Here is a 23,693-nt window from a genome sequence, read left to right as displayed (position 1 = left end):
GACCTCTACCAGGCGCACCGCTACGACTACGCCACGCCGCTGGAGGAGACCATGCAGGCCTTCGCCGACGTCGTGCACGCCGGCAAAGCCCTGTACATCGGCGTCTCGGAGTGGACCGCCGAACAGATCCGGGCCGGTCAGGAGCTAGCCGCCCAGATGGGCTTCCGGCTGGTTTCCAACCAGCCGCAGTACTCCGCCCTGTGGCGCGTGATCGAGGACAAGGTGGTGCCGACCTCCACCGAACTCGGTATGGGCCAGATCGTCTGGTCACCGATGGCTGAGGGGGTTCTGTCCGGCAAGTACCTGCCCGGGCAGCAGCCGCCGCCCGGCTCACGCGCCACTGATGAGAAGGGCGGCAAGGAGATGATCAGCCGCTGGATGCGCGACGACGTGCTAAGCGCGGTACAGCAGCTGAAGCCGATTGCCGACGACGCCGGGCTGAGCATGCCGCAGCTGGCCATCGCCTGGGTGCTGCAGCACGACTTCATCTCTGCCGCACTGGTAGGTGCCTCGCGCCCCGAGCAACTCAGGGAGAACGTCAAGGCCTCCGGCGTGGAACTGGGCGACGACGTCATGGCCGCAATCGATACGGCTCTGGGCGACGTCGTCGAGCGCGACCCGGCCCTGACCCGCTCCCCCGGGCAGCGCCCGGCCTGACGCACTCCGCTTGGGCAACCGGGCACCCGAATACCTCGAGACCGGTCGAATGGCACGCGCCATTTCGACCGGTCTCAGCACGTAACTTCTACCGACCTCGGCACGTAACTTCTACCGATCTGGGCACGTAAGATCAGCCGATCTCGGTGATGGGGGTGATGGGACCGAGACGGGGTCAGCGCAGGTGCCGCGGGCTGGTGGCCAGTGCGCGGTTGATGCGGCCGGGCCAGGCAGGGCCGTTGTAGACGAAGGCGGTATAGGCCTGCAGCAGGTCGGCACCGGCGTCGAGCATGAGTTCGGCGTCCATGATGGAGGAGATCCCGCCAACGCCGATAATGATTGGGCCCTCTCCCAGCCGGTTGCGCAGCCTCCGGACCACCTGCAACGCGCGCGGCAGCAGGGGCGCCCCGGAAAGCCCGCCCTCCCCCAGGTCGTGGTCGATGGTGGTGTTGGTGGCCACCACCCCGTCCAGCTTCATGTCCAGGACCAGGTCGGCGACGGCGTCGATGTCCTCATCGGCCAGGTCGGGGGCGATCTTGACCAGTAGCGGCACGTGCCGGTCAGCGGCGGCGTCGGCCGCCTCGCGCACAGCGACCAGGATCGGCCGCAGCGACTCGACCTCTTGCAGGCTGCGCAGCCCGGGAGTGTTGGGGCTGGAGACGTTGACCACCAGGTAGTCGACCCAGCGGGCGACCTTGGAGGCGGAATAGGCGTAGTCCTGGGCGGCCTGTTCCAGCGGCGTGGTCTTGGTCTTGCCAATGTTCGCGCCGACTACGATCGAGCGGCCCCGCACGGTGGAGCGCAAATGCCGCAGCCGCGTAGCGGCCGCGTCGGCACCGGAGTTGTTGAAGCCCATACGGTTGCGGACCGCCCTGATAGTCGGGTAGCGCCACATGCGGGGTTTGTCATTGCCCAGCTGGGGTCGGGCGGTGAAGGTGCCGACCTCCACAAAGCCGAAGCCGAGCATGTCCATGCCCTCAACGGCCTGCCCCTCCTTGTCCATACCCGCGGCCAGGCCGAGGATGCCGGGAACCGGACGCACGAACGGCCCGTCCTGGTTCGCCGACGGAACGGGGAAGGCGGGGCGGCGCCCGAAGGCCTGCCGCACGACGTCCCGCACGAGCGGCACCTTACTGGTGGCCTCGATCGCCTCCATACAGACGTCGTGGATTATTTCCGGGTCGATGCGATTGAAGACGGTCTTGTACAGCAGCTCGTACAGCACGTGCTCAGACTACTCGCATAGGCCTGTCCGGCCCATGCCCCGGGCCGCATTGACATAACCGAGGCCGCGTCTCCGCTAGCCTTGGCTCGCCAGGTTTCACCAACACAACCGCCGGAGACGACCGGCAACGAGGTGCCCCGTGTCCTTCAACCGCAATATCAAGCTCGACCCAAACCGGGTGCAGACCCGCTCCGGTGGCCGCCGGGGCGCCGCGATCGGCGGCGGCTCGGTGCTGGCCGTCCTGGCCGTATTCCTGCTGTCGCAGGTGACTGGCGTGGACCTGTCCGGGCTGTTGAACGGGCAGGACGCGGCCTCGGGCAACTCGGCCTCCTCCACGATCGACACCTCCATGTGCACCAGCGGTCAGGCCGCCAATCAGTACACCCAGTGCCGCATGATCGCCACCGCCGAGTCACTGGACGCGGTGTGGGGTGAGCAACTGCCCGCCCAGGCCGGCACCGCCTATGCCGAGCCGGGCTTCATCCTGTGGGATGGGCAGTCGGTGTCGACGGCGTGCGGCTCGGCCACGAGCGCCGTCGGCCCCTTCTACTGCCCGGGCGACTCCAACGTGTACCTGGACATGAGTTTCTTCTCCGACATGGAGTCCACGCTGGGCGCCCAGGACACCCCGTTGGCGGAGGAGTACATCGTCGCCCACGAGTTCGGCCACCACATTCAGAACCTGCTGGGTGTCATGGGCTCCACGGATCGCTCCCGTAGTGGCGCCGACTCGGATTCGGTGCGCACGGAGCTGCAGGCCGACTGCTATGCGGGCGTGTGGGTGCACTACGCATCCTCCGCCGTGGACCCCGACACGGGCACCGCCTTCCTGGTAGAGCCCACTCAGGATGAGATCGCTACCGCGATCAACGCCGCCGAATCGGTGGGCGACGACCACATTCAGCAGCGCTCCAGCGGCACCGTCAACTCCGACACCTGGACGCACGGCTCCTCCGAGCAGCGGGTGCGCTGGTTCACCACTGGCATGGAGTCGGGCTCCTTGGAGCAGTGCAATACCTTCGCCGTGGCCGGTTCCCGGCTCTGATGGGACCCGCCGCCCGGCGGACGACGGGTCTCGTCGGCTGGGCTGAGCCGCTACGCGCCGTCGAGGTGTACATCGTCCAGGCGTCTGCTGACGGAATCCCACTCGAGTAGGACGCCCAATGTGGCGGCGTCGGTGAGGTCGTTGACGGCAACGACCTCGATGTCGGCGTGGTTGGCCGGGGCCGCCCTTAAGTAGGTGCGGCCGATCCGGCCGAAGCCGTTGATTCCGATGCGCACAGTCATGCCTGTTCTTCCTGGTCTGCAGGCCGTGGATCTGTATCGCTCACGGATGCGACCGTGAGCGTCTGGTTGGCAGTGGCCTGCCGGCTGCCGACCTCCATCCCACGACATGCGCCTGCGAATCCTCTGCGGTCCCACTGGCAAGGTGGCGGGCAGTGCCTAACTGCCGACGTACGGTTCCGTGAGCTATGGCCCTACTCGGAGTTTCTTCACCGGTGGGGCGGCCAGCGGCTCCGAACCGGGCCATCGCAACCGGTACCCGCTTGTGTGCGACGCAACGTCACACCCGATGCTGGGTGCGTTCGCCCCACCCGGGGCACCGCCGACAACCGGGAGGAACCATGGCCACCGCACCCACCGCGCTCATCGTCGTCGAGTCCTGCTTCGGCAATACCCGGACTATCGCCGAAGCCGTAGCCGCCGGGCTCACGGATGCCGGGACGCAGGCCCGGGTCCTTGATGCGGTCCAAGCACCCGCCTCGCTGCCCGCGAAGCTCGATCTGCTGATTCTGGGAGCTCCCACCCACAACCGGGGGCTGCCGACCACGGCCACACGCACTCAGGCGGGTAAGCAGGCCGGTGCCGCCGCGCAGAACAGCGGCATGCGCGAATGGCTGGCGCGCACCATCATTCCGACCGTCCTCACCACGGCCGTCTTTGACACGGTGACCTCCAAGAGCTGGCTGAGCGGCTCGGCGGCCAAGGCGATTATCAAGGCCCTGCGGCGCGGGCGGGGCCGGGATGCACCGTCGATCAGGAGCTTCCTGGTTCAAGGGCAGTCGGGCCCCCTGGCCGACGGCGAGGAGGCGGACGCCCGCACCTGGGGGCGTGCTCTGGCGGCCTCGACAACCAACGTTTGATGCCCGCCTCACCGCGAACAGTCACATCCGACAACCTTCCGTAAGGAGAGCAAAATGACGACCAGCAACACAAAGAACCGGTTGAGCGGCCGCGACATCACCGGGATCTGCCTGACCGCCTGCGGGATTATCACCATCGTCTGGGGAGGCACTGTCGTGCCGGTCAGCATGTTCAGCGGCGACTTCATGTCCTTCGCGGCCGGGGGCCTGGTGCTCATCACCCTCGGCGCGTACCTGGTCACCGCACTGCCACCGGCCCTGCGCATCGCGGCGGTCTGGCTGGCAGCGTTGGGCTTGATCGCCTACCTGTTCATCATCGGCATGGAGACGATCGTGGCGCTGATCGGCTGCGTCCCGGTCGTGGGGTTCGCGGCTTGGCTCAGCACCAGGCTGTGGCGCTGAACGGCCGTTGTTGGGCCGGTGACAGCGGAGTCGTAGGCGCCTACGGTGATCCCATGAGCCCCGCCTCCGGCCCCGTCGTCCCGTTCGCCGCTGTGGCGGGGCGGCGCCGTCGTGCCCTGGCCTGCCGGATGCCCCTGCTGCTGGCCGGCCACGACCACGTACACACCCACGCCCGCGTGCTGCGCGAGGCCGTCCTGGGCGCCCAGGACCCGGACCTGCCCTGAGCCGGGACGCCTGGACTCGACCGAAGGAGAAAGCCCCTCCCATGCGCGTCGCCGAGATTGCCCGACTCACCGGCACCACGGTCCGCACCGTGCGCTACTACCACAAGCAGGGTCTGCTGCCCGTGCCCGAAGAGCGCGGCGGCTGGCGCGACTACGACCTGGGTCACGTCGCCCGCCTGTCACGCATTCGCTGGCTGGCCCAGGCCGGCGTCCCGCTGAAGTCCATCGCCCGCATCCTGGACTCCCCCACCGACGAAGTGGTCTCCACGGATGCGGCCGTGCTCGATGACCTGTCCGGAGCCCTGGACGTGATTGAGAAGCATCTGACGGAGGTGACCCGCCAGCGCGACATGCTCGCCTCCCTGCTGGAGCGCGCACGAGAGGGCTTGACCGTCTCCCCCATGCCGCCGCGCATGGTCGCCTTCTTCGACCGGCTGGAGGCGGAGGCCGCCGATGAGCGGACACGGGCAGCCGTGCGCCGCGAGCGTGACCTGGTCGATGTGGCCTGCTACAGCGGGCACATGCCGCCCGAGGCACAGTACCTGTTCCCCGGACCGAACGACGGCGAGGACGCCGACGCGCTCGTGGCCTACGGTCAGGACACCGAGAATCTGACCGACTCCCAGGTCGAGGCACAGGCCGCAAAGAACATTGCGCGGTTCGAGCGCACGCTCGGCCCACGGCATTGCCGTGAACTCGCCGATAGCGTTGATGCCGCTGCCATTGCGCCCCTGTTCAAGCTGTTTGCACACCTTGGAGCCGGTGGCGCCCGATTGGCCGGCGAAATGGAACGGCAACTAACAGAGGCGATCGCCCGCTGGCGCGCAACACCTTGAGTGTGACGCGACGTCGCACCCGAACCTGGGCGCATGACACCCACAGTTACCACCATCAGGTCCGCCCCCGTCGGTTCACCAATCCAATAACCGGCAATCGAGGTTGCCGGACTGGTCAAGATCTTTAGCCGCCTGCACGCCGTGGACGGCCTGGACCTGCACGTGCGCCGCGGGCGCCCAGGGGATCACCTGCACTCCGGCGTCCCTGGAGGACCTGTTCCTGCGTCACTACGAGGGCCAGGCCCGATGATCACACGACCGACATTCATGCGACCCGCCCTGCGCACCGCCCGCACGCTCGCCCATGAGGAACGCGCCTGGCTGCTGGCCCTGCCGACGGCGCTCACCCTGCTGACCACCGACGCCACCGGCGCGCGTGGCGCCGGGCACGCGGCACTGGCCGTGCTGTATGCGGGTCACGGGGCGTGGGCCGCCCAGGGGTGGGGGTGGGCGGGTGCCTGGTCGTCGTTCTCTCTGCGCAGCGCGATTGATCCCGGCGGGAAGAACAACTGGCAGCCCGCGGCGATCGCGGGCACCGCCCTGGTGGTTCTGCTTGCCGCGGCGGCGGGCGCCGCGCGCCGCCGCGACCTGGAGGCCGGGCTGATTCGACTCGGGTCCGGACGTCAGCGCCCGCTGCGAGCCCGTGGTCCGGTGACGTTGGCGCTGCGGCGCTCGCGCATCCAAATGCTGACATAGGCGCCGGCCTCCGCCATTGCCGGAGTGCTGGCGGCCATGGGCGAGAACATGGTTGAGCTGGCCCGGCAGGGAGCGGTCGACGGCGGCACGTTCGGCTCGCTGCTGGGCAGTGGTGATCCGGGCGAGGGATTCCTTAGCTATATAGGTGGGCTCATGGCCGCCCTGGCCAGTGCGCAGTCGGTGGCTCTGGCGGGGCGCTTCGCGGCCGAGGAGTGCTCCGGACTGGTTGAGGCGGCACGTGGCACCGGCACCGGATCGGCGCGGCAGCTGGCCGCCTGGTGCCTTGTCTCCCTGGTTGCGTCATCCCTGCCCTCGGTGCGGCCACACTGGCGGCGGGACAGGTGAGACGTGCACTGCCGGGTACCACCGCCGCTGACGCACTGCGGCTGGTCGCCGGGCAGTGGCCCGCCTTCGCCTACGCGCGTCTCAGACGTTGAAGCCGAGGGCGCGCAACTGCTCGCGGCCCTCCGGGGTGATCTTGTCCGGGCCCCACGGCGGCAGCCAAACCCACTGCACACGCACCTTGTCGGCTATCAGCCCGAGTGCCTGCTGAGCCTGCTCCTCAATCATGTCGGTCAACGGGCAGGCCGCCGTGGTCAGAGTCATGTCGAGCACGATGGTGCCGTCCGGCTCGATGGAGACGCCGTACAACAGTCCGAGATCGACGACGTTAATACCCAGTTCGGGGTCGATTACGTCGCGCAGTGCCTCCTCAATGGCGGCGACGTCCACGTCGGCAGCTTTGGTGGGCGCATGCTGAGCGGCCATCGGATTGGGGTCCTGAACTGTCTGTCCCATTACTCCTCCTCGTGGGTTTGTGGGGTCTGCGGATTCAAGGGGCGGACGGTGCGGGCGGCAAGGCCTGGAAACCTGAGGTCAACTCGCCCCGGCGGTCTCCAGGGGAACACCCGCCTTGAGTAACGCATCCTTGAGCGCAATCCATCCCAGCAGTGCGCATTTGACCCGATTGGGGTACTTGGACACGCCCTCGAAGGCGGCCGCATCCTCCAACTCATCCAGGACCGCGGCCTCGACCCCGCGGCCGCGTGAGTGCATGAGTGCGTCAAAGTCGCCTTCAAGCCGCGCCACGGTGGCCAGTTCAGCGCCGACCACGAGGTCATGCATGATGGAGACGGAGGCCTGGGAGATGGAGCACCCGTCGCCCTCCCATCCGACAGCCTCCAGACGGCCGTCGACCACCCGCACACCGACGGTGACCTCGTCACCGCAAGTCGGGTTGACTTGGTGGGAGGTGGCGTCGGGCGCCTCCAGGGCGCCGGCGCCATGGCGTTCGCGTGAGTGGTCGAGGATCACCTGCTGATAGAGCTGGTCGAGGTCGTTCATACTCACCTTAAGAAGTAGCCGCGGACTGTGGCGACGGCGTCGAGGAAGCGGTCTATCTCCTCCGGCGTTGTCACCGGACCGAAGGATACGCGTGATGAGGACGGCACCCCGAAGTGGGCGTGTATCGGCTGGGCGCAGTGGTGTCCGGTACGCACCGCCACGCCCGCAGCGTCCAGCACCTGGCCCACATCATGGGGGTGCACCCCCTGCAGCGAGAAGGCGACCACGCCGACGCGGTCGCGGGCATCCTCCGGCCCGAGAATCCGCAGTCCGGGAATGTCCGCCAGGCCGCGCAGCGTCCGGTCGAGCAGAATCTGCTCGCCGGCGTGCAGGCGCCTCATGCCAACCTCGGCCAGGTAGTCGACGGCTGCATGCCAACCGGCCGCCTGTGCCAGCGGCTGGCTGCCGGCCTCGAAACGCGCGGGGCCGGACATGTAGGTGGATGAACTAATGCTGACGGTCTCGATCATGGAGCCTCCGGTCAGTACCGGTGGCATGGCGTCCAGCAGCTCCTCGGTGGCAACCAAGGCGCCGATACCGGTGGGGCCCAGCATCTTATGACTGGAGATCACCATGGCATCCACCCCGGCGGTGGACAGGGCGGCGAAATCCAGGGGCAGGTGCGGGGCGGACTGGCAGGTGTCAAGGACCACCAGTGCGCCGGTGCTGCGGGCCGCGGGCAGGATCTGCTCCAGCGGGGTGATCGCGCCGGTCACGTTGGAGACGTGGGTGAGCGCCAGAATCCGGGTGCGATCGGAGATCACCGAGACGGAACCGGAGTCGATACGGCCGTCGGCCGTCAGGTCGAGCCAGCGCAGGGTCGCGCCGGTGCGAGCGGCCAGTTCCTGCCAGGGCACCAGGTTGGCGTGGTGCTCCGCCACGGTGACGACGATCTCATCTCCGGGTCCGACGCGCAGGCGGGCGGCGGAGTCGGTGGCGGCGGCCGGCGGCCCGCCACGACCCGCAGGCCGCCCCAGGCTCGCATGTCCGATAGCCAGTGCTAACAGGTTGACGGCCTCGGTGGCATTCTTGGTGAATACCAGCTGGCTGCCGCGAGCGCCGACGAAGCCGGCGACGGCCTCCCGGGCATCCTCCCAGGCGGCGGTGGCCTCATCGGCCAGCTGGTAGGTGGAGCGCCCGGCGGCGCCGTTGGAGCGGCGGTAGAAGTCGAACTCCGCGGCAATCACTCCCAGCGGCTTGTGACTGGTGGCCGCCCAATCGAGGTATGCCAGCACCTCGCCGTTGCGCGCCGGCCGCTCCAGATACGGGAAGTCGGCGCGCAACGCGGCAATCTCACTCACGCTCAGCGGCGTGTCCGCGGCGGGGGCGTCACCCACCTGGCTGTGGGTCGCCTGGGGCGTTTCGGTCATTTGCGCTTGGTCTCCTGCTAGAGGAAGTGGCTGGGCGTGCGTATCAGGCGAGGAATCGGTCGTAGCCCTCTTCTTCCAGGCGGTCGGCCAGGGCGGGTCCGCCCTGCTCGGCGACCCGACCATCCACGAACACGTGGATGTGGCTGGGCTTGATGTAGCGCAGGATGCGCGTGTAGTGGGTGATCAGCAGGAAACCGGCGTCAGAGGCCTCGTGGAGGCGGTTCACGCCCTCCGAGACGACTCGCAGCGCGTCGATATCCAGGCCGGAGTCGGTCTCGTCCAGGATCGCGAAACGGGGGCGCAATAGTTCCATCTGCAGGATCTCGAAGCGCTTCTTCTCACCGCCGGAGAAGCCGGCGTTGACGTCGCGCTGGGAGAAGGCGGAGTCCATGCGCAGGTTCTCCATGGCCTGGTTGACCTGCCCCACCCACTGGCGGACCTTGGGGGCCTCGCCGTCGATCGCGGTCTTGGCGGTGCGCAGGAAGTTGGCCACGGTCACGCCGGGCACCTCAACGGGATACTGCATGGCCAGGAACAGGCCGGCACGGGCGCGCTCGTCAACGCTCATGTCCAGCATGTCGACGCCGTCCAGCAGCACCTCGCCCTCGGTGATCTCATAGTCGGGGTGGCCGGCGATGGAGTACGCCAAAGTGGACTTGCCGGAGCCGTTGGGCCCCATGATGGCGTGGACCTCGCCGGAGGCGACCGTCAGGTCGACGCCCTTGAGGATGGGCTTGGGGCCGTCGTTGGTGGCGACCTGAACGTGAAGGTTCTTGATCTCGAGGGTGCTCATCGGTAGTTGTCTTCTTCTTTCGTGGGGGAAACTGGTCGGGCGCGGCTCTCAGAGCCGATCAGAGGGCCGCTGCGGCCTGCTCGCGCGCGGAGACGAGGCCGGTGAGTTCGAGCTCCTTCTCAATGGCGGCCATCAGCCGCTCCTCTACCTCGGGCACGCGAATCTCGGCCACGATCTCGTTGAAGAAGCCGAGCACCACCAGGCGGCGGGCCTCCATCTCCGGGATGCCGCGGGCGCGCAGGTAGAACAGCTGCTCGTCGTCGAAACGGCCGGTGGCAGAGGCGTGTCCGGCGCCCTCGATATTGCCGTTCTCGATCTCCAGGTTGGGTATGGAGTCCGCCTTGGCACCCTCGGTGAGCACCAGGTTGCGGTTGAGCTCGTAGGTGTCGGTGCCACGGGCCCCGGCGCCGATGAGGCAGTCCCCCACCCATACGGAGTGGGCTCCCTCCCCCTGCAGAGCGCCCTTATAGGCGACCCGGGAGTAGCAGTGGGGCTCGGTGTGGGCCACGTAGGGGCGGTGCTCCTGGTGCTGGCCGGCGTCGGTGAAGTACACGCCATAGGCGTCAATGTGTCCACCCTCGCCCTGGAAACCGAGGTCCGAACAGATGCGTACATCCCCGCCCAGGGAGACGACCACGTGCTTGAGGGTGCCGCGGCCTTCCACGCGCACGCGATGATTCGAGGCGTGGACGGCCGCATCCTCCCAACTCTGAATGGTCACCAGGGTGAGTTCGGCCCCTTCGGCGACGGTGGCCTCTACGGTCTGGGTGAGCGCCGCAGTACCGCGGTGATCGAGCACCACCGTGCCGACGGCGTTCTTCTCAGCAGTGATACGGATGTGCTGAGCGGCGGGGTGGGTCAGGTCCGGATCACCTCCGGTGGTAGTCACGCGTGCCGCCCGCTCCAACACCGCATCCTTGCGCACGGTGAGCACGGTCGCGGTCGGGAAGGCGGCCCAGGCGACCACTCCGGTGCGGTCCACGGGCGCCCCGACGACGCCCAGGCGCGAGTCCTGGCGGTCGACGGTTTCCACGTCGGTACCCGCCGGCGCGTCGATGTCCACGGTCAGCGGCCGGGAGGCGGAGCCGGCGGTGACGGCGTCGAGGTCGAATAGGGGGGCGAAGCGCCTGGTGGGCGTGAACCGCCACTCCTCCTCGCGGCCGCGGGGAACCGGGATGTCGGCCGGATCGAAGGAGGTGGGTCTCTCGGCGCGCGAAGACACGTAACGACGTCCGCGGCGGATGCGCTCGTCCTCCAGCGACGCGCGCGAGTGGTCGGTTCTCAGTTCGGGCATTGGTGCTCCTTGCCGGCATGCCGCCGGCGGCTCGTAATCGGGCGGGAATATGTGCGGGTGGCGTCGGCCGCCGAGTCAGCCGACGGAGTTCTCCATCTGCAACTCGATGAGCCGGTTGAGCTCGAGGGCGTACTCCATGGGCAGTTCACGTGCGATCGGCTCCACGAAGCCGCGCACGATCGTGGCCATCGCCTCGGTCTCGGTCAGCCCGCGCTGCATGAGGTAGAACAGCTGGTCGGCACTGACTTTGGACACGGTGGCCTCGTGACCCATTTCGACGTCATCCGTGCGGATGTCGACGTAGGGGTAGGTGTCGGAGCGGGAGATCTCGTCCACCAGCAGGGCGTCGCACAGCACGTTGGACTTGGAGTGCCGGGCGTTCTTCTGCACCTGCACCAGACCGCGGTAGCCGGAGCGGCCGCCGCCGCGGGAGATCGACTTGGAGACGATGTGGCTGGATGTGTGCGGCGCCATGTGGATCATCTTGGCGCCGGTGTCCTGGTGCTGTCCGGCGCCGGCGAAGGCGATGGACAGGGCCTCGCCGCGGGCGTGGGGGCCCATGAGGAAGACGGCCGGGTACTTCATGTTCCGCTTGGAGCCGATGTTGCCGTCCACCCATTCCATGGTGGCGCCCTCGGCGCAGGTGGCGCGCTGGGTGACCAGGTTGTAGACGTTGTTGGACCAGTTCTGGATGGTCGTGTAGCGCACCCGCGCGTTCTTCTTGACGATGATCTCCACAATGGCCGAGTGCAGGGAGTCGGTGGAGTAGATGGGGGCGGTGCAGCCCTCCACGTAGTGCACGTAGGAGCCCTCGTCGGCGATGATCAGGGTACGCTCGAACTGCCCCATGTTCTCGGTGTTGATCCGGAAGTAGGCCTGCAGGGGGATCTCCACCTGTACGCCCGGCGGCACGTAGATGAAGGAGCCTCCCGACCAGACGGCCGTGTTCAGGGCGGCGAACTTGTTGTCGCCCGCGGGCACCACGGAACCGAAGTACTCCCGCATCAACTCGGGGTGCTGTTTCAGGGCCGAGTCGGTGTCCAGGAAGATGACGCCCTGCTCCTGAAGATCCTCACGGATCTGCTCGTAGACGACCTCGGACTCGTACTGTGCGGCGACACCGGCCACAAGCCGGTCCCGCTCCGCCTGGGGGATGCCGAGCCGGTCGTAGGTGTTGCGGATGTCCTCCGGGAGATCCTCCCAGGAATTGGCGGGCCGGTCCGTGGAACGGACGAAGTACTTGACCTGGTCCATGTCCAGGTCGGACAGATCCACACCCCATGTCGGCAAGGGCTTGCGCTCGAAGATCTCGTAGGCCTTCAGGCGCTTTTGCAGCATCCACTCGGGTTCGCCCTTGAGCGCGGAGATCTCGCGGACCACCTGCTCGTCCAAGCCGCGCTTGGCGGACAGTCCGGCGGCGTCGGAATCGCGCCAGCCGTACTCGTAGGTCTCCGAGATCGAATCGATGATCTCATCGTCGCTGCGCACGGTTTCCGTCACGGGTGCGGTCATCAGTTTCCTTCCGTTTTCTCGGGCTTGTGGCTACGTCTATCTGCCACCCGCGCCGCACGTTTGCGCAGCGTGGGCATGGCGATGGGAACGTGAGTGGTGCATACATGCTCGCCCCCGGCGAGGGTGGCCAGACGTTGCACGGGGACGCCGAGCAGACGCGCGAAGGTGCGGGTCTCGGCGTCACACAGCTCGTGGAAGTGCCCGGCCACGTCCCGCACCGGGCAGTGCCCCTGACAGAGCTGGACGGCGTAGGTACCGTCGCCGACGGCGCGAACAGTGGCCGCGTAGCCGTCGAGGGTCAGCGCGTCCGCCAGGGCGCGTGCCCGATCGGCGGGGTCCTTGCCGGCGGCATCCACGATCGGCATGTAGCGGCGCTCCAGGTCGCGTCCGCGGGAGGCGGCGAAGGAGTCGATGGCCTTCTCCCCGCCGACTTGGGAGAGGTAGGCCAGGGCCCGGTTGGCCAGTTCGGAGTATCCCTCGCCGAAACTGGTGCGCGCCTGGGCGGTGGCCACGTAGAAGCGGGCCGGGCGGCCGCGGCGGCGCTTGCCGCTGACGGCGGGGTTGTGGACCTCGATCTCACCGGACTGCTCCAGGGCGGTTATGTGACGCCGCACCGCCGCCGGCGTGAGGTTGAGGATCTTGGCCAGCTGCGCGGCGGACACGGGTCCCTTCTCGGCAATCAGATCAAGGACCCGGGAGCGGGTTGAGTCATCGTCGGCCTGGCTCATGGTTAACTCCTCTCCGCCTCTGCGCGGTGCGGGCGGCGGGCCGCCGGGTGGCTCCGCCCCCATGCACCGATCTTTAACGAAGATCTTTGTTCCGAAATTCCACGATGGCAAGTTTCTGGCACGGCGTCTGAACGTGTGATGGAGCACGTTGCCGCCCGGGCCTCCCATCCGGCAGGCGCCCGGACAAGCCCACTGCGCCTGCAACCGCGCGGACGATCGTCGTCAGCTCCGGAGCGGCCGACATGACGGCGGCCCGGGGGCCGTTCAGGCATCCCGGGCCGCCGTGCCGTGTCCTGGCCGACGTCGCCGCTACGGCCGCTCCGCCAGCTCGATCGCCGCCCACGGCAGCGGGTCCGGAGCGGCGCCGACGAATGCGCCATCGACCATGTTGATGAATCCCGTAAGCGCCCACCGCCCGTCACGCAGTCGGAACAGCTGGCCGGCGTACAGGTGCTCGGGCCGCACGGAACGAGCGGCCTCAATATCCCAGGGTCCCAACGGTCCCTCTCCCTCGGCCACCCAGACACCGCCCGGGCCCGGCTGCGCCTGCATGTCCTGCCCGCAGGAGAAGACCAGCAGGTGGCGCCCGTCCACACAGTGGGACTGACTGACCTCGAGCTGGCCGAACACACTGGGCCGGGTCAGTGGGGGCAGCACCTCCCAGTGGTCGAGATCGTCGGAGACGGCGTGGCCGATCACACCGGCGTGCTTCCGGTCGACGCCGCGGGCACGGGCGGTGATGAGCATGTGCCACTGCCCGTCATGCCGGAGCACGAAGGGGTCCCGCCACGGCTCGTCGAAGCCATAGCCGGGACTCCACTTCTCATACCATCGTCCGTCCGCCTCGAGCGGCTGTGCACAACGGCGCTCGAAGGTGATTCCGTCGTCGGAGTCGGCCCAGCCGATCCGCTGCACCATGCCGCGCTCGGCACGGGAGATGCCCGTGTAGAACACGCGCATGCCGCCACCCGGCTTGGGGACGGTGCAGCCGGTCCAGATGGCCTGGTCGTCGAAGGCCGGCCCGTCGGAGTGCACCAGGGCGTCGGGAAGCAGGCGCCAGGAATGCGCATCAGCGGAGACGGCGTGTCCCAATGCCGCACGCCAGTGCCGCCGTTCCGGATCGTGCAGCGCCCGGGAGGCCCGCAGGAAGAACAGGTGGTAGTGCTCGCCGTCGTCGGCGATCCAGTGGTCCCACAGCCAGTGGTCCGGGAGGCTCAGCCCCATCACTCACCCCTTGACCGCGGTGCCGGCCAGCGACTGCACGAAGGACCGCTGGAAGATGACGAAGATGATCAGCACCGGCAGAGTGATCAGGGTGCCGTAGGCCATGATCTGCCCCCACACGGGGTTGAGCTGGAAGAAGTACTGCATCCCCACACTCACCGGCCGCATCGATTCCTGCTGCACCACCATCAGCGGCCACAGGTAGGAGTTCCAGGCGGGCAGCATGGTGATGATCGCAACGGTCGCGAAGGTCGGCCCGGAAAGCGGGACGACGATCTTGCGGTAGATGGTCCACCAACTCGCGCCGTCCACCCGAGCGGCCTCGTCGATCTCCTTGGGGATGTCACCGAAGTGCTGGGCGAACAGGAAGATGGCCAGCGCGTTGGCGACGTAGGGCAGGATCTGCACCTGGTAGGTGTTGAGCATGCCCTGTTTGAACAGGAAGCCGTCCACGGCCCACTGGATGGAGGGCAGCTTCGCCACCCAGAACACCAGCGGCACGGCAATGGTCTCGAAGGGGACCATCAGGGTCGCCAGCACCAGCGAGAGCACGATGTTCTTGCCCTTCCAACGCATGCGTGAGATGGCGAAGCCGATCATGGAGTTCACGATCAGGCCCAGGCCCACGATGGCCACCGTCACGATGACGGAGTTGGCGATGAAGCGTCCGGCCGGAACCCGTTCGAACACGCCCTCGTAGTTGTCCAGGCTCAGCTCCCCCACGGGCAGGAAGGCCTTGAGCGTGCCGAGATCGGCGAAGATCTGAGCGTCCGGCTTAAGGGAGGAGAAGATCATGAACAGCAGGGGGAAGACGGCGACTACGGCTGCCGCCGTCAGCCCGATGTAGGTCAGGATCTTCGAGCGCCGCCTGGTGGCGGCCCGCCCGGACCTGCGACCCTTACGGTGCCCGGCCTGCTCAGCGGCGGCGGAGTTCGTCGCCGTGGTCATGGTGTCGGTCATGTCAGTCGTCCTCCCGAGTCAGGCGCCGCTGGATGAGGCTGATCGCCAGCACGGCGATGAAGAAGATCAGGGAGATCGCACTGCCGTAGCCCATGTCCTGTTCGCGGTAGCCCTTGCGCACCGCGTGGTAGACGAGCGTGGAGGTGGCGTCCTGCGGTCCGCCTGAGGTCATGACGTCGACCTGTACGAACAGCCCCAGGGCGGCGATGGTGATGGTCACCAGGATGAACACCATGGTGGAGTGGAGACCGGGCCAGGTCACGTACCGGAAGCGCTGCCAGCCGTTGACCCCGTCCAGGGCGGCGGCCTCATACAGGGCCGGGTCGATGCCCTGCAGGCCGGACAGCCAGATGATCATGTGCAGGCCCACGGCCTGCCAGATGGACAGCACGATGATGGCGGGCATGGCCGTGCCGGGGTTGTTGAGCCAGGCGACGGCGGTCCAGCCGCCTCCGGTGAGGGTGTTGAGCATCGAGTTGAACAGGCCGTCATCCTCGTAGAAGAAGCTCCACAGGATGGACACGACCACCATGGAGGTGACCACCGGCATGAAGATCATGGTGCGGAAGGCGGTCACGCCCTTGACCTTCTGGTTGACCAGGATCGCCAGCGCCAGGGCGAGCCCCGACTGGCAGGGCACCACCACCAGCGCGAAGAAGGCCGTGTTGGTCAGCGAGCGGACGAAGGTCGGGTCGGCGCTGAAGGCGCGGATGAAGTTGCTCAGTCCGATGAACTCGGGCGGGTTCGGTGAGATCAACCGCGCATTGGTGAAGCTCAGCACGAATGTGAGCGCGATGGGGATACCCAGGAACAACAGGAGCAGCAGCAGGGCCGGTGAGGACATCAGCCAGGCGGTGCGTGCCTCCTTGCGTGCAGCGGATGAGCGACTGCTGCGCGTTCCCACATCCCGGGTCGGTTTGGTTGAGGTTGAAGCAGACATGACGATTCCTTCCCGGTGGGGCGCCGTGACGCCCCACCGGTCTTGGGGAACGGAGGAACTGGTTCAGCGGCTCACTTGGCCTGGTAGCCGTTGTTGGAGTTGATGTCGGCGTCGATGTCCTTGACCGCCTGATCCAGGGTGGACTTCACGTCCGCACCGGACACGATGTCACGGGCGGCCTTGTCGAAGATGGAGGAGATCACCTTGTAGCCGGGTGTGGCGGGGCGCAGCAGTGCGTACTTGGTGCCGATCTCGTAGACGGGCTCGAGTGCGCCGCCCTCCTTGTAGTAATCGGTCTGCGGCGTGGCCGAGGGCACGGAGGGGAAGTTGCCAATGGCGTTGGAGTACTCCACCAGGTACTCATCCTGCATGAGGAACTCGATGAAGGCGTTGGCCGCCGTCGGGTTGGAGCTGGTGGCGGACACGCCCCACTGCCAGGAGCCACCGCCGACGTGCGCGCCCTGGCCGAAGTCCACCGGCGGGAGGATGAGCACCTCGTCCTGGCCGAAGGTCTCCTGGGACTGGAGTACCTTCCAGCCGCCGGCGTAGTAGAGCGGGACCTTGCCCTGGAGGAAGTCCTGCCCGTCGGTGGCGGGCGTCTGCGAGGCGTAGCCCTTGGTGAAGCAGGAGCGGAACCACTCGCCCCACTGCACGGCGGCGTCGCCGTTGAGGAAGCCCTCGGCGGTCTCGAAGGTCTCCCGGTCGATCAAGTCGCCGCCGAAGGACTGCAGCATCGGCGCGTAGGCGTAGGGCCACCACTCAGCGGAGTCAGCAACGGAGAAGTCGATCGCGTAGGAGTAGTCGGGCAGCTCGGCGAGCTTTGCGAGGGCGGCGTCGAACTCGTCCTTGGTCCAGGGCTTGTCAACCGTGGGGATCGGTACGCCCGCGGCCTCGAAGGCGGACTTGCGGCCCAGGAAGCACAGCGAGGTGTCGTAGGGGCCCACCGAGTAGAGGGTGTCGTTCCAGTAGCCCTTGGCGGAATCGATGATGCTGTCCTCCAGCTCGGAGGAGATCTGTAGCGGGGCGAGGTATCCGGCCCAGGCCCAGTTCGGCATGATCGGGCCGTCCAGGTCGAGAATGTCGGGCAGGTCGCCGGCGACGGCGGCAGCCGCGATGGAGTCGTTGTAGGAGGCCTGCGGGTAGGACTTCACTTCAACGGGGGTGTCGGGGTTGGCGGCATTGAAGGCCTCGACCGCCTTGTTGACGACGGCGAGCTCCTCCTTGTTACCGCCGTTGTGGGTCCACAGGCTGATAGCGCCCGAGGAACCGGATCCGGAGCCGCCCTGCTGAGAGGAACAGGCGGCCAGGGTGGCGGCCACGGCGGCGGAGGCGCCGAGGCCGAGGAAAGTGCGGCGAGTGGTGGACATGGACACTCCTTCGTGTTTCGGAGGGGATGGTTGACCGGAGTCGGGGTGACCCCGGGGCATGTGGGGTGTGACGGCCTCTCACTGACGTGGGGCCCGTAGCACGCAACCGGATCAGGTTGCGGTGTCGGGTGGGGCGGTGGATTTGCGGACCACTAGTTCGCAGGGGAAGCGGTGTACTCCGGCGGAATCGGGCAGCTGCTGGGTGATCAGGCGGCGCACGAGCCAGTCGGCCATCTCATAGTGGGGCAGGCGCATGGTGGTCAGTTGCGGCGCGAGGTTGGTGGAGATCAGCTGCAGATCGTCGAAACCGATGACGGACAACTGTTCGGGGATGGCTATCCCCAGGGCGGCCGCGACGCGGTACACGCCGGCGGCCATGCCGTCGTTGTAGCAGAAGACCGCGGTGGGGCGCTCCGCGCGGTCCAGTAGCCGACGCGCGGAGGCCTCGGCCTCCTCGGGCTTATTGCCGCCGCTGATGACGAGGGACTCATCCGGCGCTATCCCGGCCTCGCGCAGCGTGTTCTCATACGCCGCGCGTCGCAGCCCTATGGCGATCGTGGAGTCATCGTGGGTGATGTGCCCGATCCGACGGTGCCCCAGTTCCAGCAGGTGGGTGACGGCGGCCCGGGCGGCCGCCTCCTCATCGGGTACGACGCCGACGACGCCCTCCCGGTCCGCGAAACCGTTCAGCACCGCAACATTCGTCAATTCCGCGGGCACGTGCACCTGCTGGTGATACATGGCGGCGTGGACAATGACGTCGACACGCCGGGATCGCAGTTCCCTTACTGCACGTCGTGTCTGCTCGGGCTGTCCGCCGGAGTCGGTCAGCAGCACCGACCAGCCCAGTTGTCTACTGGCGGTTAGGATCGCATCGATCATGGCGACCGCATAAGGAGTGGATAGCACGCGCTCGCCGAGCACGCCGACGGTGCGGGTACGGCGGTTGCGCATGCCGCCGGCCAGCGCGTCGCGCACGTAACCGAGTTCCTCGGCGGCGGCACGCACGCGCGCCGCGGTGCCATCCGAGACCCGTCCCCGGTCCTTGCCGGCGAGCACCAACGAGGCGGTGGCGGTGGACACTCGAGCCGCCGCGGCGACCTCGACCAGAGTCGTCATCGTCCTCCTATTCGCCTGCGAGTGAGCCGGACTACATCAGCCGTCGGCACGAGTTTGCCGCTCTGACATCCGTTAAGTCAAACGATTAACGTCACGGATAGATATACGGCCTGTCCTGTTGGGCCGCGGGGCGCCAGGCGCCGGCCACCGGCGGCCGACGGGCCGCCGACGCGGGCCGGAATCTTTGCACCGGCAAGCGCCTGGATCACATATCCAGGCCGTACAGGATGGTGCCGCGGGTGGCGGTGTAACCGAGGTCGCGGAACAGGTCGATCGCTCCACTGGGGTCGTCGGACTCGAAGCCTGCGGCCGCATACTCCATGTCGTCGGCGGCATAGGCGCGCATCACCGCCGTCAGCAGTGCCGGACCGGCGTCGCGGGACCGGTAGTCGGCGAGCACCCCAATGACGTCGGTGTAGCCCTCGCGCCAGCCCAGTGCGTCCCAGTCCTGCTCATAGCGGCTGGACAGCACGTAACCGGCGACCCGGGCTCGATCCCCCGACCGATCCACCGCCACGAAGCTCCACTGCGGAGCGAAGTAGGCCCGTCCGGCTCGCCACTCCTCCGGGCTCATGCTGCCGCCGCCGGAGTCGGCAAAGGCCTGGTTGTGGGCGCGGCGCACGGCGTCATCCAGCTCCTCCGACCAGGGCTCGATGCTGAGGAAGCCGTCCAGCTCCACCTCGGGGATGGGATCGGACAGGGGTCGGCGCACCTCCCGGTACCACCGGCGGGGTTCGAACCGCAGCTCCGCCAGGTGGTTCTTCATGCGCTCGTCGTCCTCCAGAACGGTGGTGACGATGTGTGCGGGCACGACGGCCGCGGCGCCGATGGGCTCCCCGGCCCGCTCGGCGCCAATGAGGTGCCGGGCCCGCTCGGTCTGCCAATGCAGCAGCGCCACTCCGATACCGCGTTTGCGCCACTGCGGGTCGACCGTCCCGGTCATGGAGGCGTAGATCTCCCCGGCCGGGCGCAGCCGCACCAGCCCGAAGGCGCGCATGATGCCGTCCGCGTCACGTCCGGCCACCCCGGAGTAGGTGGGATCAACGAAGTACTCGGCGGTCTCCTGGGCACTGGTGCGGTAGGGGGGATTGTCGACTGCCTCGGAGCGGGCGATCAGTTCCGCCAGCTCTCCGTTGTCACGCGGTCCGAGCGGCGCCCAGGTGAGGATGCGAGGCAACGCCGAGCGAGGCCCCGGACGGAACATAGCCCATGGGCCGCCCGGGCCGGTGCGACGGGTTGATCCGTAAACGGGTGTCATATGCGTCTCCTTCGACGGGACGGCGCCCGACCTCGGGCATACGAGCAGATGACTTGGGCCAGGTTACCCGAGCCCGGACATCGGTCAGGGCGGCCTGGCGGGCGCAGGCGCTCGACGGCCGCCTGCTCAGGCGTCAATGCGCTCGCGGTCGATGTCTGAGGCGCCCTCGATGATGAAGTCACGGCGCGGCTCCACGCTGGAGCCCATGAGCAGTTCGAAGACGTTCTCCGCCTCGATCAGTTCGGCCTCATCCCCCAGGGTGATGCGCCTCAGAGTGCGATGCTCCGGCTCCATGGTGGTCTCGGCCAACTGGTGAGCATCCATCTCCCCCAGGCCCTTGTAGCGCTGGGGCTCTTTGAAGCTGCGGCCCTGCCTCTCCAACTTGCGCAGCGTGGTGACCAACTCCTCATCGGAGTAGGTGTAGATGATCTCCCGCTTGCGACGGCCCTGCGCACTCACCTCGATCCGGTGCAGCGGGGGCACGGCGGCGAAGACGCGGCCGGCCTCGATCATGGGACGCATGTACCGGAAGAACAGCGTCAGCAGCAGGGTGCGGATGTGGGCGCCGTCGACGTCGGCGTCGGTCATCAGGATGACCTTGCCGTAGCGGGCGGCCTCCAGATCGAAGGTGCGTCCGGAGCCGGCCCCGACCACCTGGATGATCGCGGAGCACTCGGCGTTGCGCAGCATGTCCGCCTGGGAGGCCTTCTGCACGTTGAGGATCTTTCCCCGTATTGGCAGCAGTGCCTGGAACTCGCTGTTGCGGGCGTTCTTGGCAGTCCCCAGGGCGGAATCCCCCTCAACGATGAACAGTTCGGAGGAGGCGACGTCGTCGGAGCGGCAGTCGGCCAGCTTCGCGGGCAGGGTGGAGGTCTCCAGGGCGGTTTTGCGGCGGGTGATCTCCTTGTGCATGCGGGCGGAGACGCGGGCGCGCATCTCGCCGACGATCTTCTCCTGCAGGGCGCGCGACTGGGTCTTCAGGTCGCGCTTGGAGGAGGTCAGCAGGGCGGTTAGCTCCTTCTCCACCACCTTGGCGACTATCTGCCGTACGGGCGCGGTGCCGAGCACCTCCTTGGTCTGCCCCTCGAACTGCGGCTCGGGGACGCGCACGGTGATGACGGCGGTCATCCCGGCGAGGATGTCGTCCTTCTCTATGCGCCCGTCACGGCTGGTGACCTTCAGCGCCCGGGAGTTGGCATCGATCTGTTTGCGCAGCACCTTGGTGACGGCCTGTTCGAAGCCGGTCAGGTGGGTTCCACCCATGGGGGTGGCGATGATGTTGACGAAGGAGCGCTCGGTGGTGTCGTAGCCGATACCCCAGCGCAGGGCGACGTCCACGGTGCAGGTGCGTTCAACCTCGGTGGGCCGCAGGTGGCCAGTGCGCTTGTCGAGCTGCTGCACGGTCTCGGTGTAGGCGCCCTCACCGGTCAGGCGGAAGGTGTCGGTCACGGAGCCGTCGGTGGCCAGGAAGTCGACGAAGTCGGCGGTGCCGCCCTCGGCACGGAAGACCTCCGGGCCCTCCTCTTCCGCCGCGCCGGAGTCGAACAGGTCGCCCTCCGCACCGCGCTCCGCCTTGGCTCCCAGGGCCGGGTCGGTGCCGCTGCCGGCCGTGGCTGAGACCGCTTCGGGGCCGCGCTCATCGGTGAGGGTGAGGGTGAGCCCGGGTACCAGGAAGCTGGTCTGCCGCAGTCGGGCCCGCAGGGCGGTGATGTCGTATTGACCGGGGGCGGGGAAGATCTCGGGGTCGGCCCAGTAACGCACTCGGGTACCGGTGACGCCGCGCCGAACCTTGCCGACCACGCGCAACTGCGTGGCCTCGGTGTACTCCTCGAAGGGGGCGTCGGGGGTGGGGCCGGTGGCGGGGTCGGTGAAGACGCCGGGCACGCCGCGGCGAAAGCTCATGGCGTAGGTCTTTCCGCCGCGGTCCACCTCCACGTCCATGCGGGCTGACAGAGCGTTGACCACGCTGGCGCCCACCCCGTGCAGGCCGCCGGCGGAGCCGTAGGAGCCACCGCCGAATTTTCCGCCGGCGTGCAGCTTGGTGTAGACCAACTCTACGCCGGTCAGACCGGAGGAGGGCTCCACGTCCACGGGCACGCCCCGCCCGGTGTCGCGCACCTCAATGGATCCGTCGGCGTGGACGACGACGGCGATGCGGTCCCCATAGCCCTCCAGGGCCTCGTCCACACCGTTGTCGATGATCTCCCATACACAGTGCATCAGGCCCCGCTGGTCGGTGGAGCCGATGTACATGCCAGGGCGCTTGCGTACAGCCTCAAGCCCCTCCAGCACGGAGAGGTGACGGGCGGAGTAGGACTGGGAGGAATCTGGCACGGCCCGAATCTAGCCGATCACGGGTTCAGGTTCCGTATCCCCCACCGCCGCTGCGGGTGTGGTCTACGCCGCCGGCGAGTTCGGCGCTGCGGCGAGATGCGAGTTTCGTGTTACCGCGCGACGCTGGGACCGGCGCTGGAACAGAAGTAGCACCACAACAACTCCCATTCCCATATAGGCGGGTGATTGCAGCGAGTCGACCAGAACCAGACGCTGCTGTTCTATGAGGAACACGTCGGCCAGCAGCAGGGCGGCGATGACCAGGTTGCGGGCCACCACGACCGGGCCTACTCGCCTGCGGGCGAGCGAGCCCCAGCAGCCGCAGTCCGTCACCAGACCTCTTGCCAAGGCACTTGCCGCCACTCCCGCCAACAACACGAAGAATGCGGCCGCGACCAGGTCCGATGCGGGGATCAGGACGCCCATTACCAGGGCGGCGGCGAGCAGCATCTCCACCACCGGCAGGAAGAAGGCCACCAGGTCTGCACCGCGTCGACCGACCAACCGGTATCCGAGCACATCACTCACGCCCTGCTGGTAGACCTGCCCCAGCTTTCCGTACGCGCTCACCACCAGCAGCATGCCGATCAGGATTCGCGCCACACCTAATACATAGGCAACAGCCCCCATCGCGATCACCTAGCCACCGAACGACGCTTCACGGTAATCACTTCCAATTCAGAGACAGGGCACCAGTTGGTGATTGACACCATACTTACCGCGATCTCTGCGGTCAAGCACACTATCGCCGCGTGACCACACTCACAACTCGATGCTATTGACGCATCCGACGTTCGCCGTAGGCGCAGGCGGCGCCGACGGGGCGGCACTGACCGCTACAGCCGGCAGGTGAGGCGTGAGCCGGGCGTCCCTATGCGCGTGACAGGCCATCGACCGTTGTCTCGCACCGGCCAGGGCCAAAGACCGGCTGCACGGCAAGAGCACCACGGGTTGAACTGCGCCGGGTTTTATGGGGGCAGTGAATGCACGGAAGGTTCATTGTCGGGAGTGCTACCTGGGGAAGTATCCCGAAGAGGGTTGCGTGAGCGGGCCACCAGGATGGTTGTGCAGGGGCCCGTCGGGACCCGGAGAGGTCTAAGGGGGCGAACCTGGAGGATCGCTGAGGAGTTGGGCGCCCCGCCCCGAGGCGCTGCGCACCTGGGTCATAGAGGGGCCGAGGTCGATGCGGGCGCCCGGCCGGGAACCACCACATCCGATGCCGAGCGGATCCGGGAGCTGGAGAAGGAAGTACGCGAGCTGCGCAGG

General features: G+C 67.6%; 24 protein-coding genes and 1 pseudogene. 8 read left to right on the top strand and 17 right to left on the bottom strand.

Going from position 1 to position 23,693, the window contains the following annotated elements; genetic code table 11:
• Positions 1–657: aldo/keto reductase (locus Q4A20_RS11945; protein ID WP_303123234.1), on the top strand; the 657-nt coding region annotated here is incomplete at its 5' end.
• Between the two features lie 175 nt (positions 658–832).
• Here Q4A20_RS11945 and Q4A20_RS11940 read toward each other — a convergent pair.
• Positions 833–1,882, bottom strand: coding sequence for a quinone-dependent dihydroorotate dehydrogenase (locus Q4A20_RS11940; RefSeq protein ID WP_303123232.1), 1,050 nt, complete (start codon positions 1,880–1,882; stop codon positions 833–835).
• 139 nt (positions 1,883–2,021) lie between these two features.
• Here Q4A20_RS11940 and Q4A20_RS11935 point away from each other — a divergent pair, with 139 nt between their 5' ends.
• On the top strand, positions 2,022–2,927 hold the full coding sequence (locus tag Q4A20_RS11935) for a neutral zinc metallopeptidase (RefSeq protein WP_303123231.1): 906 nt from the start codon (positions 2,022–2,024) through the stop codon (positions 2,925–2,927).
• Positions 2,928–3,007: 80 nt separating this feature from the next.
• Here Q4A20_RS11935 and Q4A20_RS11930 read toward each other — a convergent pair.
• Positions 3,008–3,169: pseudogene (locus Q4A20_RS11930) on the bottom strand (glyceraldehyde 3-phosphate dehydrogenase NAD-binding domain-containing protein); the annotation flags it as partial.
• Positions 3,170–3,507: 338 nt separating this feature from the next.
• Between Q4A20_RS11930 and Q4A20_RS11925 the strand changes: the two are divergent.
• The 6 genes from Q4A20_RS11925 to Q4A20_RS11900 all read left to right on the top strand — a co-directional run bounded on the left by Q4A20_RS11925 (position 3,508) and on the right by Q4A20_RS11900 (position 6,529).
• Positions 3,508–4,026, top strand: a complete 519-nt coding sequence (locus Q4A20_RS11925; protein WP_303123230.1) for a flavodoxin family protein — start codon at positions 3,508–3,510, stop codon at positions 4,024–4,026.
• Between the two features lie 54 nt (positions 4,027–4,080).
• Complete coding sequence (locus Q4A20_RS11920; protein ID WP_303123229.1) at positions 4,081–4,428, top strand: hypothetical protein; 348 nt, start codon at positions 4,081–4,083, stop codon at positions 4,426–4,428.
• A gap of 53 nt (positions 4,429–4,481) precedes the next feature.
• Positions 4,482–4,652: a hypothetical protein gene (locus Q4A20_RS15150; RefSeq protein ID WP_368502479.1), complete on the top strand. Its 171-nt coding sequence runs from the start codon at positions 4,482–4,484 to the stop codon at positions 4,650–4,652.
• Between the two features lie 41 nt (positions 4,653–4,693).
• The gene (locus Q4A20_RS11910) at positions 4,694–5,488 is read left to right on the top strand and encodes a MerR family transcriptional regulator (protein ID WP_303123228.1); all 795 of its coding nucleotides are present in this window, start codon (positions 4,694–4,696) and stop codon (positions 5,486–5,488) included.
• A 246-nt stretch (positions 5,489–5,734) separates the two neighbouring features.
• Positions 5,735–6,184 (top strand): hypothetical protein, encoded by a 450-nt coding sequence (locus Q4A20_RS11905; protein ID WP_303123226.1) that lies wholly within the window; start codon positions 5,735–5,737, stop codon positions 6,182–6,184.
• Positions 6,185–6,220: 36 nt separating this feature from the next.
• Complete coding sequence (locus tag Q4A20_RS11900) at positions 6,221–6,529, top strand: hypothetical protein (protein WP_303123225.1); 309 nt, start codon at positions 6,221–6,223, stop codon at positions 6,527–6,529.
• Between the two features lie 81 nt (positions 6,530–6,610).
• Here the strand turns inward: Q4A20_RS11900 and Q4A20_RS11895 are convergent, their stop codons facing one another.
• From Q4A20_RS11895 to Q4A20_RS11825, 15 genes are all read right to left on the bottom strand, one after another.
• Positions 6,611–6,952: a metal-sulfur cluster assembly factor gene (locus Q4A20_RS11895; RefSeq protein WP_303123236.1), complete on the bottom strand. Its 342-nt coding sequence runs from the start codon at positions 6,950–6,952 to the stop codon at positions 6,611–6,613.
• Positions 6,953–7,060: 108 nt separating this feature from the next.
• The gene (gene sufU / locus Q4A20_RS11890; RefSeq protein ID WP_303123223.1) at positions 7,061–7,528 is read right to left on the bottom strand and encodes a Fe-S cluster assembly sulfur transfer protein SufU; all 468 of its coding nucleotides are present in this window, start codon (positions 7,526–7,528) and stop codon (positions 7,061–7,063) included.
• Positions 7,529–7,530: 2 nt separating this feature from the next.
• The gene (locus Q4A20_RS11885) at positions 7,531–8,898 is read right to left on the bottom strand and encodes an aminotransferase class V-fold PLP-dependent enzyme (RefSeq protein ID WP_303123221.1); all 1,368 of its coding nucleotides are present in this window, start codon (positions 8,896–8,898) and stop codon (positions 7,531–7,533) included.
• Positions 8,899–8,941: 43 nt separating this feature from the next.
• Positions 8,942–9,691, bottom strand: coding sequence for a Fe-S cluster assembly ATPase SufC (gene sufC, locus Q4A20_RS11880; RefSeq protein WP_303123220.1), 750 nt, complete (start codon positions 9,689–9,691; stop codon positions 8,942–8,944).
• A 58-nt stretch (positions 9,692–9,749) separates the two neighbouring features.
• Positions 9,750–10,985 carry a Fe-S cluster assembly protein SufD gene (gene sufD / locus Q4A20_RS11875; RefSeq protein WP_303123219.1) on the bottom strand — a complete coding sequence of 412 codons (1,236 nt, stop codon included), beginning with the start codon at positions 10,983–10,985 and terminating at the stop codon, positions 9,750–9,752.
• 75 nt (positions 10,986–11,060) lie between these two features.
• The gene (sufB, locus tag Q4A20_RS11870; RefSeq protein ID WP_303123217.1) at positions 11,061–12,497 is read right to left on the bottom strand and encodes a Fe-S cluster assembly protein SufB; all 1,437 of its coding nucleotides are present in this window, start codon (positions 12,495–12,497) and stop codon (positions 11,061–11,063) included.
• Entirely contained in the window at positions 12,497–13,225 is a 729-nt protein-coding gene (locus Q4A20_RS11865) for a metalloregulator ArsR/SmtB family transcription factor (protein WP_303123215.1), read from the bottom strand. Before Q4A20_RS11865 ends, sufB begins: the two co-directional genes overlap by 1 nt.
• Before the next feature lie 309 nt (positions 13,226–13,534).
• On the bottom strand, positions 13,535–14,449 hold the full coding sequence (locus Q4A20_RS11860) for a glycosyl hydrolase family 32 (protein WP_303123213.1): 915 nt from the start codon (positions 14,447–14,449) through the stop codon (positions 13,535–13,537).
• Positions 14,450–14,452: 3 nt separating this feature from the next.
• Positions 14,453–15,409, bottom strand: coding sequence for a carbohydrate ABC transporter permease (locus tag Q4A20_RS11855; protein ID WP_303123211.1), 957 nt, complete (start codon positions 15,407–15,409; stop codon positions 14,453–14,455).
• Position 15,410: 1 nt separating this feature from the next.
• A complete protein-coding gene (locus Q4A20_RS11850; protein WP_303123209.1) occupies positions 15,411–16,349 on the bottom strand; it encodes a carbohydrate ABC transporter permease in 939 nt (312 codons plus the stop codon).
• A 71-nt stretch (positions 16,350–16,420) separates the two neighbouring features.
• A complete protein-coding gene (locus tag Q4A20_RS11845; RefSeq protein WP_303123208.1) occupies positions 16,421–17,716 on the bottom strand; it encodes a sugar ABC transporter substrate-binding protein in 1,296 nt (431 codons plus the stop codon).
• A 111-nt stretch (positions 17,717–17,827) separates the two neighbouring features.
• On the bottom strand, positions 17,828–18,835 hold the full coding sequence (locus tag Q4A20_RS11840; protein ID WP_303123206.1) for a LacI family DNA-binding transcriptional regulator: 1,008 nt from the start codon (positions 18,833–18,835) through the stop codon (positions 17,828–17,830).
• 205 nt (positions 18,836–19,040) lie between these two features.
• Positions 19,041–20,093: a GNAT family N-acetyltransferase gene (locus Q4A20_RS11835; RefSeq protein WP_303123204.1), complete on the bottom strand. Its 1,053-nt coding sequence runs from the start codon at positions 20,091–20,093 to the stop codon at positions 19,041–19,043.
• 126 nt (positions 20,094–20,219) lie between these two features.
• Positions 20,220–22,427: a type IIA DNA topoisomerase subunit B gene (locus Q4A20_RS11830; protein WP_303123203.1), complete on the bottom strand. Its 2,208-nt coding sequence runs from the start codon at positions 22,425–22,427 to the stop codon at positions 20,220–20,222.
• A 63-nt stretch (positions 22,428–22,490) separates the two neighbouring features.
• The gene (locus tag Q4A20_RS11825) at positions 22,491–23,057 is read right to left on the bottom strand and encodes a MauE/DoxX family redox-associated membrane protein (protein ID WP_303123202.1); all 567 of its coding nucleotides are present in this window, start codon (positions 23,055–23,057) and stop codon (positions 22,491–22,493) included.
• Positions 23,058–23,693: the final 636 nt, after the last annotated feature.

The organism is Actinomyces sp. (assembly GCF_030530635.1).
Classification (GTDB): Bacteria; Actinomycetota; Actinomycetes; order Actinomycetales; family Actinomycetaceae; genus Actinomyces.
This window is presented reverse-complemented; position numbering and strand designations above follow the sequence as displayed.